10 protein-coding genes and 1 riboswitch are annotated in these 12,520 nt (G+C 61.1%); of the genes, 4 read left to right on the top strand and 6 right to left on the bottom strand.

Annotated features, from left to right (window positions below; translation table 11 throughout):
• Positions 1-59 precede the first annotated feature (59 nt).
• A riboswitch (TPP riboswitch) is annotated at positions 60-160 on the top strand.
• Positions 161-196: 36 nt separating this feature from the next.
• Genes thiB through thiQ form a run of 3 tightly spaced genes read left to right on the top strand, consistent with a single transcriptional unit; the run spans position 197 to position 3,400 of the window.
• Positions 197-1,192 (top strand): thiamine ABC transporter substrate binding subunit, encoded by a 996-nt coding sequence (gene thiB, locus JQ863_RS01305; protein WP_204112529.1) that lies wholly within the window; start codon positions 197-199, stop codon positions 1,190-1,192.
• The gene (locus tag JQ863_RS01300) at positions 1,168-2,721 is read left to right on the top strand and encodes a thiamine/thiamine pyrophosphate ABC transporter permease ThiP (RefSeq protein ID WP_204112528.1); all 1,554 of its coding nucleotides are present in this window, start codon (positions 1,168-1,170) and stop codon (positions 2,719-2,721) included. Before thiB ends, JQ863_RS01300 begins: the two co-directional genes overlap by 25 nt.
• Entirely contained in the window at positions 2,708-3,400 is a 693-nt protein-coding gene (gene thiQ / locus JQ863_RS01295; RefSeq protein ID WP_204112527.1) for a thiamine ABC transporter ATP-binding protein, read from the top strand. Before JQ863_RS01300 ends, thiQ begins: the two co-directional genes overlap by 14 nt.
• On the opposite strand, the gene JQ863_RS01290 is transcribed toward thiQ, so the two are convergent.
• The 6 genes from JQ863_RS01290 to JQ863_RS01265 form a co-directional block, all read right to left on the bottom strand.
• Positions 3,388-4,905 (bottom strand): malonate--CoA ligase, encoded by a 1,518-nt coding sequence (locus JQ863_RS01290; protein ID WP_204112526.1) that lies wholly within the window; start codon positions 4,903-4,905, stop codon positions 3,388-3,390. The two genes, thiQ and JQ863_RS01290, sit on opposite strands and share 13 nt — an antisense overlap.
• 79 nt (positions 4,906-4,984) lie before the next feature.
• Positions 4,985-5,674 (bottom strand): ABC transporter ATP-binding protein, encoded by a 690-nt coding sequence (locus JQ863_RS01285; RefSeq protein ID WP_204112525.1) that lies wholly within the window; start codon positions 5,672-5,674, stop codon positions 4,985-4,987.
• The gene (locus JQ863_RS01280; RefSeq protein ID WP_204112524.1) at positions 5,671-6,420 is read right to left on the bottom strand and encodes an ABC transporter ATP-binding protein; all 750 of its coding nucleotides are present in this window, start codon (positions 6,418-6,420) and stop codon (positions 5,671-5,673) included. Before JQ863_RS01280 ends, JQ863_RS01285 begins: the two co-directional genes overlap by 4 nt.
• Positions 6,413-7,396, bottom strand: coding sequence for a branched-chain amino acid ABC transporter permease (locus JQ863_RS01275; protein ID WP_204112523.1), 984 nt, complete (start codon positions 7,394-7,396; stop codon positions 6,413-6,415). Before JQ863_RS01275 ends, JQ863_RS01280 begins: the two co-directional genes overlap by 8 nt.
• Positions 7,393-8,313, bottom strand: coding sequence for a branched-chain amino acid ABC transporter permease (locus JQ863_RS01270; protein WP_204112522.1), 921 nt, complete (start codon positions 8,311-8,313; stop codon positions 7,393-7,395). The genes JQ863_RS01275 and JQ863_RS01270 overlap by 4 nt, the downstream gene beginning before the upstream one ends.
• Before the next feature lie 84 nt (positions 8,314-8,397).
• Positions 8,398-9,534, bottom strand: coding sequence for an ABC transporter substrate-binding protein (locus JQ863_RS01265; protein ID WP_204112521.1), 1,137 nt, complete (start codon positions 9,532-9,534; stop codon positions 8,398-8,400).
• A gap of 296 nt (positions 9,535-9,830) precedes the next feature.
• Between JQ863_RS01265 and JQ863_RS01260 the strand changes: the two genes are divergently transcribed.
• On the top strand, positions 9,831-12,455 hold the full coding sequence (locus tag JQ863_RS01260) for a calcium-binding protein (RefSeq protein WP_204112520.1): 2,625 nt from the start codon (positions 9,831-9,833) through the stop codon (positions 12,453-12,455).
• Positions 12,456-12,520 lie beyond the last annotated feature (65 nt).

The raw sequence follows: 12,520 nt of genomic DNA, 5'->3' as shown, positions 1-12,520 counted from the left end.
TGGTCAAATTACCACGTGTGATCACAGCCTTGCCATGCTTCGGCAAAAGCCATACACACGGCCTCACCTCGGGGTGCCCAGCAGGGCTGAGATGCAATGATGCGAACCCGTTGAACCTGAACCGGTTAAGACCGGCGGAGGGAAGGTTTTGGACATCTTCCAGACTTGCTCCGCCCGTCGCATTTTGGAGGATGACATGAAACATCTTGCACTTGCAGCGGGACTGATTGCGGCCACCCAGGCGGTGGCGGACACGCCAGTTCTGACGATCTACACCTATGACAGCTTCATTTCCGATTGGGGCCCCGGTCCCGCAGTGAAAGCGGCCTTCGAAGAAACCTGTGACTGCGAAGTCAAATTTGTCGGAGCGGGCGATGGCGCCGCGCTTTTGTCGCGGCTCAAGCTTGAGGGCGCGCGGTCCGAGGCTGACATCGTGCTGGGTCTGGACACCAACCTGACGGCGCTGGCGGTGGAATCCGGGCTAATCGCCGAGCATGGCCAGTCAGTGACCGTCGACGTGCCGAACCCCTTTGGCGAAGCAGGCGCATGGGACGATCCGCATTTCCTGCCCTATGACTGGGGGTATTTTGCATTTGTGAAGAATGTCGATCTCGATGCGCCTTCGAACTTCAAGGACCTTGCCGAAAGCGATCTGAAAATCGTGATCCAGGATCCGCGCTCGTCCACACCCGGTCTGGGTCTGCTGATGTGGGTCAAGACCGCCTATGGCGACGAGGCGCCGGAAATCTGGGAGGGGCTGTCGGACAATATCGTGACCGTGACCAAAGGCTGGTCCGAGGCCTATGGCATGTTCCTTGAGGGTGAGGCGGACATGGTTCTGTCCTACACGACCTCTCCGGCCTATCACATCATTGCCGAGGAAGATGACAGCAAGGACGTCGCGGTGTTCGACGAAGGTCATTACATGCAGATCGAGGTTGCCGGAAAGCTGGCCGCGACCGATCAGAGCGAACTGGCGGACAAGTTCCTGGCCTTCATGGTCACGGATGCCTTCCAGTCGATCATCCCGACGACCAACTGGATGTATCCCGCCGTGACCCCGGCCGAAGGCCTGCCCAAAGGGTTCGAAGCCCTGGTGAGCCCGGAAAAGGCGCTGCTGATCCCTGCGGGTGAAGTGGTTGCCAAACGGGAAGAGGCGCTGGCGGAATGGCTGTCGGCCCTGTCGCAATAAGACGCTGGCCAGGGATCATTGCGGCAACCGTTGTTGTCGCTCTGATCCTTGGCACGCTTTTGGCGGTCGGCCTTCGGGCCGAGGCCGGGGCGGGGCTTGGCCCCGCCGATTTCGCCGCCATCCGGTTCACGGTCTGGCAGGCGTTTTTGTCAGCCACCCTCTCCTGTCTTATTGCTGTGCCTGTTGCGCGTGCGTTGTCACGGCGCCGGTTTGCCGGTCGCGGCTTGCTGATCCTGTTGCTGGGCGCGCCTTTCATCCTGCCGGTCATTGTTGCGGTCATGGGATTGATTACGGTTTTTGGTCGCAACGGCTTGTTGAACGGCCTGCTAGGGGCGCTGGGCCTGCCCGAGGTCTCGATCTATGGGCTTCACGGGGTGGTTCTGGCGCATGTGTTCTTCAACCTGCCGCTGGCGACGCGGCTGATCCTGCAAGGCTGGGCGGCCATCCCGGCAGAGCGGTTCCGGCTTGCGGCGCAGCTTGGCTTCGGGTCGCGCGATACCTTCCGTGTGCTGGAACTTCCGATGCTGGGGCGTGTTCTGCCAGCGGCCTGGGCCGTTATCTTTGCCATTTGCCTGTCAAGCTTCGCCGTTGCCCTGACCTTAGGCGGCGGACCCAGGGCGACGACCGTCGAATTGGCGATCTACCAGGCGTTCCGGTTTGATTTCGACCTGGGCAAGGCGGCGTTGTTGTCGATAGTGCAGATTGCAATGGCGGGAAGTGCGGCCCTGGTTGCGCTGAAACTGTCGCGTCTTGACGGGTTCGGCGGCGGGTTGGATCGCGGCATCCGGCGATGGGACGGGCATGGGCGCGGACTGCGACTTGCTGACAGCCTGTTCATCGCATTGGCCGCCACCTTTCTGATCCTTCCTTTGGGCATGGTTGTGTTGCGCGGAATTGGCGGTATGGCCGACCTGCCCGCAAGCGTCTGGGCGGCGGCGGTCAACTCGATCTGGGTGGCGTTGGTGTCGACTGTCTTGATGCTGTGTTTCGCGCTTCCGATGGCGGTGGCCGCCAGTGGCAAACGGACGGTAGTCGAGGCCGTGGGGCTGCTGGGGATCGCCGCGTCACCATTGGTCATTGGCACCGGTCTGTTCATCATAGTGAATCCTGTGGCGGATCCATTTGCGCTGGCCCTGCCGGTGACGGCGCTTGTCAATGCGGTGATGGCATTGCCTTTCGCGCTGAGGGTGATGATTCCAGAGACGCGGGATGTGGTCCAGGACTATGGGCGGTTGTCGCTGTCTCTGAACATGAATGGGTGGACATGGCTGCGGCTGGTTTTGCTGCCACGCATCCGGGCACCGCTTGGGTTCGCGGCCGGGCTTGCGGCGGCACTATCGATGGGAGATCTCGGGGTGATCGCACTGTTTGCCGATCCCGAAACCGCAACTTTACCCTTGCAGATGTACCGGTTGATGGGCGCCTATCGGATGCAGTCGGCAGCAGGGGCGGCCTTGTTGCTGCTGGCGCTGTCGCTGGGTCTGTTCTGGCTGTTTGACAAAGGGGGACGGGGCCGTGCTGAAGCTTGAGTCTTTGACGATCGCACAGGGCGACTTCGCGCTTTCGGCGGATTTTGAGGTGACCGCGGGGCAGCGGATGGCGGTGATCGGACCATCCGGTGCCGGGAAATCGACCCTGTTGTCGGTAATCGCGGGGTTTTTTGCCCCGGTCGGCGGGCGCGTATTGTGGCAGGGGCAGGACATGACGGGCACCGCCCCCGGCAAGCGGCCCATCGCGATGTTGTTTCAGGACGCGAACCTGTTTCCGCATCTCAGCGTCACGCAGAATGTCGGGCTGGGACTGCGGCCGGATTTGCGCCTTTCGGCTGAACAAAAGCAGGCGGTGACTGATGCGCTGGACCGGGTCGGGCTGGACGGGTTCGGAGCGCGCAAACCCGCTGCCCTGTCCGGGGGGCAACAAAGCCGCGTGGCTTTGGCGCGGATACTGGTGATGAACCGACCGTTGTTGTTGCTGGACGAACCGTTCGCGGCGTTGGGGCCGGCACTAAAAGCCGAGATGCTGGACCTTGTTGCTGCGCTTTTGGACGAGACAGGCGCAACGTTGATGATGGTCAGCCATGACCCTGAAGATGCCCGCCGCATTGCGCCGCACACGGTTCTGGTAGCGGATGGCGTGGCCCATGCACCGCAACCTACGGGGCCGCTTCTGGACAATCCGCCGCCCAGCCTGAGGGCCTATTTAGGCTGAAACAGGGTCTGATATTGGTCGCGCAGCAGGTTCTTCTGCACCTTGCCCATGGTGTTGCGCGGCAGTTCATCGACCACGATCAGCTTTTGCGGCTGCTTGAAACGGGCCAACTTGTCCGTCATCGCCACCGCAATCGCGTCGGTGTCCGGGGCGGTCTCACCTGATGCCACGAGGATGCCAACCGGAGTTTCTCCAAAATCGGGGTGCGGCACCCCGATCACGGCGCTTTCCAGCACGCCGGGCATGTCATCCAGCACCAGTTCAACCTCTTTCGGATAGATATTGTAGCCGCCCGAGATAATCAGGTCCTTGCCGCGCCCGACGATGGTCACATAGCCGTCGCCGTCCACGAAACCCAAATCACCGGTGATGAAGAACCCGTCGGCGCGCAGTTCCTCAGCCGTCTTTTCCGGCATGTTCCAATAACCCTTGAACACGTTGGGTCCGCGCACCTCGATCACCCCGATCTCGCCCTGCGGCAAGGGCCTTCCGGTTTCGGGGTCCGTGACTTTCAACTCGATCCCCGGCAATGGAAAACCGACTGTTCCGGCGCGGCGATCCCCGTCATAGGGGTTCGAGGTGTTCATATTGGTCTCGGTCATGCCGTACCGCTCCAGGATGCGATGTCCGGTGCGGTTTTCGAACGCGACATGTGTCTCTGCCAAGAGGGGTGCACTGCCCGAAATGAACAGCCGCATATGCGCAGTCAGGTCGGGGGTGAACCGGGGGTCGCCCAGAAGCCGGGTGTAGAAAGTTGGCACCCCCATCAGCGCGGTGGCGCGGGGCATGTTGTCGATCAGTGCATCGAGGTCGAATTTTGGCAGGAACACCATGGCGCCACCGGCCAGCAGCATGACATTGGTGGCCACGAACAGCCCATGAGTGTGGAAGATCGGCAAGGCGTGCAGCAGGGTGTCATCTGCAGTGAACCGCCAATAGTCGACCAGAGTCTGCGCGTTCGACAAAAGATTGGTTTGCGTCATCATCGCGCCCTTGGACCGGCCCGTGGTGCCCGAGGTGTAGAGAAAGGCGGCAAGATCGTCGCCATTGCGCGTCACCGTGTCGAACTGGTCGGGTTTGGTTGCGGCCAGATCAATGAAGCTGCCGGTGCCGTTGGCATTCATCGTTTCAAGCCGGGCATTTGCGTCGGTGGCGACCGGGGTCAGGCTGTCGGCATCGGCGCCATCGCAGATCAGTAGTTTCGCGCCAGAATCCGAGACGAAATAGCTGACTTCGGAGGCGGTGTAGGCGGTGTTCAATGGCAGGAAGATCACGCCCGACTGCACGCAGGCGGCATAGATCGCCAATGCCTCAGGCGATTTCTGCACCTGAAGCGCGATGCGGTCCCCGGTTTCAACGCCCAGACTGCGGATCGCATGGGCAAAACGGGCGGCCATTTTCAGGAATTCGGCGTGGGTCAGGGTCGATCCGTCGGGAAGATGCAGAAATGGGGTTTCCTTGCCCGCATGCGTGCCGAACAGGGTGTCAAAAAGTGGATTTGCCATGGTCGCCTCCGGGGTTTTCAATTTCTTAGCCGAGATGTGCCAGAACCGGAATGGCTGTCTTCACCGTGATGAACGCGGGTCAAACTCCCAGATACCTGTCAGTTATGTCCGCGCCCAGATCCCGCATCGCACCCTGCCAGACGGTTTCGCCCCGCTGCAGCACTACGGCACGATCGGCAACTTGTTCCAATTCTTTCAGCGACTTGTCGACGATCAGAAGTGACAGCCCGCCCTCGGCCTTCAACGCCCCGATCGCCTGCCAGATCTCTTGCCGGATGATAGGGGCCAGCCCTTCGGTCGCCTCGTCGAGGATCAAAAGGCGCGGGTTGGTCATCAGGGCGCGGCCAATGGCCAGCATCTGTTGTTCCCCACCCGAGAGCGAGGCCGCCGACTGGCCGCGCCGTTCGGCAAGCCGGGGAAACAGGGTGGTCACGCGGGCCATGCCCCACGCGCCCGATCGTGCGGCGGCGATCAGGTTTTCCTCGACACTCAGTTTCGGAAAGATCCGGCGGCCCTCGGGCACCAGCCCGATCCCCATGCGCGCGGCGCGGTGACTTGGAATGCGTCGAAGGTCGTGACCATCGAACCGCACTTCGCCGCCCTTGTGCGGCAGCATCCGACAGATCGTCTTGATCGTCGTGGATTTACCCATGCCATTCCTGCCCAGAAGCGCAACGGCCTGCCCATGATCGACCTCTAGCGAGACTTTGAACAAAGCCTGAGACGCGCCGTAAAAGGCCGAGACATCGGTCAGCGACAACAGCGTCATGTCTCTTCCCCCAGATAGGCGCGGCGCACGTCCGGGTGGGCGCGGATTTCGTCCACGGTGCCGGTTGCGATAATGCGGCCATAGTCCAGAACGCTGATCCGGTCGGCCAGCGCAAAAACTGCATCCATGTCATGCTCGACCAACAGGATCGGAGCCTCGTGGCGCAAGTTGGACAGGATCGCGGTCAGGTCATGGGTGCCAGACGTGCCCAAGCCCGCCATCGGTTCGTCCATCAGGAAGGCGCGCGGCGACAGGGTCAGCGCAACCGCGACCTCAAGCTGGCGGCGTTGCCCGTGGCTGAGTTCGCCGGTGACGGTGTTGTGGTGGGTGGACAGACCCATGCGATCCAGCGCGGCCTCGGCCACCTGCCGCAGCCCCTTGTCGCGCATGATTGGCCGCAGGATCGAGAACGGGCGCCCCTTGGCCCCAAGCGCCCCCAACATGGCGTTTTGCAGGACCGTATCCTCCATCGCCAGAGCCGATATCTGGAAGGTGCGGCCAAGACCCAGCCGTGCGCGGGCAACGGTGTCCAGCCCGGTCACGTCACGCCCAAGGAAATGCACCGACCCGGCATCGGGGGTCAATCCGCCCGAAATCTGCTGGATCAGGGTCGATTTTCCCGCTCCGTTTGGCCCGATCAGCGCGTGGATTTCCCCCGGCATCAGGTCCAGCGAGACATTGTCGCTGGCCGCCAGCGCACCGAACATCTTGGTGATATTGCGGATCGACAGGACCGGCTCAGTCATTGCGGGCCCCCTGTCCGGCCAGTGTGCCGATAATGCCGCCCCGGGCAAACAGGACCACTGCCAGCAGCAACAGGCCAAGGTGGACATGCCAGTATTCGCTGAGCCCCCCCAGCGCTTGCTCAAGGAAAATGAACAGCGCCGCCCCCGCGACTGGACCAAACAGGCGCGCGGTGCCGCCGAGGATGATAAACACCATGATCTCACCCGAGGTCTGCCAGCTGAACATCGACGGGCTGACAAAACGGTTCAGATCGGCAAACAACGCCCCCGCCAGCCCTGTGATCGCGCCCGAGATGACAAAGGCCAGAAGGCGCAGACGATAGGGTGAGATGCCCACTGTCTCGACCCGCTGCGGCGACTGCCGCGCGGCATTGAGGGCAAGTCCAAAGGGCGAGCGCGCCAGCCGCGCCGAGAAGGCAAGCGCCAAGATCAGAAGCACATAGCAGATGGCAAAGAACTGGATCGGGTCCAGCGTGTTCAGGCCGGGAAAGCCATTGCGCACGTAGATCGACAGCCCGTCTTCGCCGCCATAGGCGGGCCAGCTGATGGCGAAGTAATAGAGCATCTGACCAAAGGCGAGCGTGATCATGATGAAATAGACACCTGATGTGCGCAGGCTGAGCGCTCCGATCAGCAACGCGGTAAGGGCGCTGACAATGACGGCCACCAGCCAGATCACCGGCATCGACTTGGTGCCTTCAACCACGAGCGGCCATTCCATCAGTGGGGTGTAATTCTGGGCATGGGCGGCAAGGATGCCCATCGCATATCCGCCCAATCCGAAAAACGCGGCATGGCCAAGGCTGACCAGCCCGCCCAGTCCCAGCGCGATGTTCAGACCGACGCCGGCCAGAGCAAGGATTGCGACCTTGGTGGCAAGGGTGATGGTAAAGGGCTCGTCCGCGACCCAGGCCCAAAGCGGCACGGCAAGAAGGCCCAGCGCAAGCGCGGCGTTGATCCATGTCTCTCGTGTCATGCCTTGGCTCCGAACAGGCCTGTAGGCTTCACCACCAGCACGGCGGCCATCAGGATATAGATCGACATGGTTGCCAGGGATGCGCCGATAGAGGTGGCAGTCGAGGGATCAAGGAACAGCTTGAACACTTCGGGCAGCAGGATGCGGCCAAGCGTGTCGGTCAGACCCACAAGAATCGACCCTATCAATGCCCCTTTCACCAATCCGATACCGCCAATCACGATGACCACGAAGGCGAGGATCAAAACGGGTTCGCCCATACCGACCTGCACCGACTGGATCGCGCCAACCAGCGCACCGGCCAACCCCGCCAGAGCCGCACCAAGGGCAAAGACGATGGTGTAAAGCTTCGAGATATCGACACCCAGCGCGGCAATCATCTCGCGGTCGGACTCTCCGGCGCGGATGCGGATGCCGAGCCGCGTGCGCGAGATTAGAAGGAACAGACCCCCCGCGATGACAAGGCCAATGGCGATGATGGTCAGGCGGTACAGCGGGTACTGAATGCCCCCAGGCAGGGTGACCGGGCCAGACAGCCAGGTGGGAATGTTCAGATACAGCGGAAAAGAACCGAACAGCCAGCGGGTGCCTTCGGAAAAGATCAGGATCAGCGCGAAGGTCGCCAGCACCTGATCGAGGTGATCGCGGGAATACAGCCGACGGATCACAAGCATTTCGACCAACGCCCCGGCCGCGGCCGCCGCAGCGAGGCTGGCAGCCAGAGCAAGGATGAATGACCCCGTCGCGCCGGCAACCGCGGCGGCGGCAAAGGCGCCAACCATGAACAGCGACCCATGGGCAAGATTGATCAGCCCCATAACGCCAAAGACCAGCGTCAGGCCAGCGGCGGTCAGGAACAGCATCACGCCGAATTGTAGCCCGTTCAGGACCTGCTCGATAAGAAGGATGGTGGTCATGAGTTTGTTTTGTTCGCCCAGCGGCTTGCCGGGCAGCGCCATGTCTTTCCCTAAAGTCGGGCGCTGCCCCGCGGTTTTGCTTGCTTACATCTTGCACTCGGCGGCATAGGCGTCGCCGTGATCAGTCAGCGCGGTGCCGATGATCTTGTTGGCAAACACGTCGCCTTCCTGGATCACCTCGCGGACAAAAATGTCCTGGATCGGGTGATGGTTCGGACCGAATTTGAAATCACCCCGAACAGATGCGAATTCGGCCGCCTCAAGCGCCGCGCGGAATGTGTCCTGATCGGCCACATCTGCTTTGGCCATCGCCGACAGGATCAGGTTGGCGGTGTCGAATCCTTGCGACGCATAGAGCGAAGGCAGACGACCGTATTCGGCCTGGAAAGTCTCGACAAACGCCTTGTTCGCGGCGTTGTCGATGTCCTTGTTCCACTGGCTGGTATTAATCACGCCCAGCGCCGCCGCGCCGACCGCCTGAAGGATGCCCTGATCGAATGAGAAGGCCGGGCCGACAACTGGCAGCTCAACGCCGGAATCTGCATATTGCTTGAGGAAGGAAATCCCCATGCCGCCGGGCAGGAAGAAGAACACCGAATCCGCACCCGATGCGCGGATCTGCGCGATCTCACCGGCATAGTCGGTCTGGCCCAGCTTGGTATAGATCTCGCCGGCCAACTCTCCGCCGTAGGTGCGTTTGAAACCGGTCAGCGCGTCCTGACCCGCCGGGTAGTTCGGCGCAAGGATGAAGGTGTTGGTGTAGCCCGCTTCCTTGGCATAGGCGCCAGCGGCTTCGTGCAGGTTGTCGTTCTGCCACGCGACGTTGAAGTAGTTCTTGTGGCAGCCCTTGCCCGCCAGTTGCGACGGTCCGGCATTCGGCGAGAGATAGAACTTGCCCTGCGCGGTCGCCGACGGCACGACGGCCATGGCAAGGTTGGACCAGATAATGCCGGTCAGGATGTCGACCTTGTCTGACTGGATCATGCGGTCGGCCAGTTGCACGGCGATGTCTGGCTTGCGCTGGTCATCTTCGATCACGACCTCGATATCGGTATTGCCCGACTGTTTCACCGCCAGCATGAAGCCGTCGCGCACGTCGATCCCCAGACCTGCGCCGCCGCCGGAAAGCGTGGTGATCATACCGACCTTGACCGGATCGGCGGCGGCAGTTGTAGCAAGCGCCGCAAGCGAGGCGGCCGCAAAAAGCGATTTCAGCTTCATGAATTGTCCCTTCTGTTGGATGAGTAACGACACGAGTTGCAACGGTTTTGTCTGCCCCGGCCTGTCCCATGTCAGCGCCCCGAAACGGGGTGTTCCTGTTTCTTTTCATCAGGCGGCCTGCGCCTTTGTTTCGGCAAAAAACCAAATTATCCGGCCCTTGGAAAGTTTTTTGACGGGTTTTCCCGAAAGGCGCACATGTTTTTGGGCAAAATGGGTGTCTTTCTTCTCGTAAAACGTGAAAACCGACATAATTATTGCGGATTGCAGGGGTGCAGCAGAAACACTGGAAGGACCTGATGCTTCGTTTGATTTGTACGGTGATTTGCCTTTCGCTTCTGGCTCCGGGCGCGATGGCGCGCGAGCTGAAGGTCTATTTCTTTGGCAACAGTCTGATTAACCACGTCAGTGACACGCCCGAGACCACTGTTCCCTATTGGCTGTCGCGGATGGCGCAGGCGGATGGCAATAGTTTCCGGTCCGACGGGCAGTTCGGGTTCATGCGTGATCACGCCGCCGATGATCGCCCCCGTGCGGATTGGCGTATCGATGGCGCGGATCAGGCTTGGGGGCGGCAATATCGCAACTTTGCCGATGTTGGCTATGATGTCGTGGTCACCAATCCGGCGAACTTCATCCAGTACCAGCCCCCGGACCGCCCCTATGATGGTGACAATCCCACCGGAGCCTCTCCGCTTTCCGCAACTTTGGCATTGTTTGACCGGATGAACGGCACGGAAGGAATCAAACGTTTCGTTATCTACGAAGGCTGGGCCGACATGGGCCCTTTTGTCCGGGGGTTTCCGCCCAGCACGCGACAGTTGGCCCGGTATCATGCCTTCAACGCGGGCGAATATCACGACTGGTACCAAACCTTTGTCGCTGATCTGAGGGCGGCACGACCGGATTACACGATCAACATGATTCCGGTGGCAAGGGTTCTGGCTCAGACGCTTGCGGATCCGCAGCTTGACGGGATCGACGTTCGTGACCTGTATCTTGATGACGCGCCTCATGGCACGGCGACGCTGTATCTTCTGGCGGCTGCCATTACCTATGTCGGGCTGTTTCACGACGCGCCGCCCCTCGATATGGTCTTGCCGGATAGCATTCACCCTCTGGTCCGGGAAAACTGGGGTGCAATTGTCAAATCAATGGCGATTGATACCGGTCTGATAAAGGTTACCACGAACCAACAGACCTCGGCCCGCGAGGTAGCGGCAAAACTACCGGGCGATATCGACCCTGTTCCGCCCGAAAACCCGCCCCTTGGCACCAACCTTGCCCCGATCTCGGACTGGTCGACGCAGGTGCCCTTCATCGACCTTATGAAGACCGCACGACCCTGGACCGGGCATCTGCCGGGACAGTGGGGCGGTTGGACGTTCGAGGACCTGGCCGATGGCGGTTACCTTGACCAACAGGGCTGGGTCTGGGGCATTCCGCCCGAACTGAGCGCGGTCGAGGCGTTGATCCTGACCGACATGCCCGCCGCGATGGCGGCGCTGGAAGGGCGCTATCGCGTGCGTTGGGAGGGACAGGGAAATCTGAGCCTGACGGGGCGGGCGCGGGTGATATCGCAGACCGAAAACGAGGCGTGGTTCGACTATCGTCCCGGCGACGGGCTCGTGGGCCTGAAGATCACGGACACCGACCCCCAACGCACCGGTGACTATATCCGCAACATCTCGGTCATTCGAGAAGAGCTGATCCCGGCATTTGAAGCCGGGCAGGTGTTCAACCCGGATTTCATTGATCTGATTGCCGACATGCGGGCGCTTCGGTTTATGGATTGGATGCGGACCAACAACAGCACGCAGGTCACGTGGGGCGATCGCCCGCAGATATCCGATTTTAGCTATGGCTGGCGCGGGGTCCCGGTCGAGGTGATGCTGTCGCTGGCCAACGGCATCGGGGCAGACCCATGGATGACCCTGCCGCATATGGCGGATGACACCTATGTCGCCAGTTTTGCCCTGACCGTTCGAGACACGCTGCGTCCTGACCTGAAACTTCATGTCGAGTATTCCAACGAGGTCTGGAATTTCATTTTCGACCAGGCGAAATGGGCGCAAGAGCAGGCGGTGTCGCGCTGGGGTGGCGACATACCCGATGATGCATGGATGCAGTTTTACGGTGTGCGCGCGGCCGAGGTCATGGAGATTATTTCGCAAGCGTTTGGCGACGAGGCGACAGATCGTTTGGTGCGCGTTGTCAGCACGCATACCGGCTGGCCAGGTCTGGAGCGCGCCATACTGAATGCCCCTTTGCATGTCGCAGCCGGAGGATCGCCTCCGCGGGAGGGTTTCGATGCTTATGCGGTCACGGGGTATTTCGGACATGGGCTTGGCACGGATGATGGAGCGCCGGTTGCCTTGTCATGGGTGGTGGAAAGCCGGGCCGAGGCCGAGGCCGCCGGCCGCGCCTTGGGACTGACCCGCGCCGCATTGTCGGAACACGTGCGCGCACATCTGTTTGACACTGCAATCCCGAAGGCGATTGCCCATCTGCGTCAGGGTGACCTGGGTGACCTTCTCGACGATACCCTGCCGTATCACGCCAAGGTCGCACGGGACGCCGGTCTGGCCCTGGTCGCCTATGAAGGCGGCACGCATGTCACGGGCGTCGGAGAATGGGCCAATGACGAGGTCCTGACCAATTTTCTGATCGCTGTGAATTATAGCGGCGGGATGGGCGCGCTCTATGACAAGCTGTTGGCGGATTGGCGCACGGTCGGAGGGACATTGTTCATGCATTACAACGATTTGGGCATGCCTTCGAAATGGGGGAGCTGGGGCGCATGGCGCTTCATCGGCGATGAAAACCCCCGGTCCATGGCCCTTGACGGGTTCAACCGCGACACCGACGCCTGGTGGGAGGACCGCGCCGCAACAACATTTCAAGGGGATCTGGATCGCCGCTGAGGTTGGTTAATCCAGGTGCAATAGCCCAAAAAATCCCTGCACAATCACGCAATTGCCACATGATC

Origin of the sequence: Shimia biformata (assembly GCF_016888515.1) — a bacterium.
GTDB classification, from domain to species: Bacteria; Pseudomonadota; Alphaproteobacteria; order Rhodobacterales; family Rhodobacteraceae; genus Shimia_A; species Shimia_A biformata.
The sequence above is the reverse complement of the archived record's forward strand: the minus strand, read 5'-3'. Positions and strand labels throughout refer to the sequence as shown.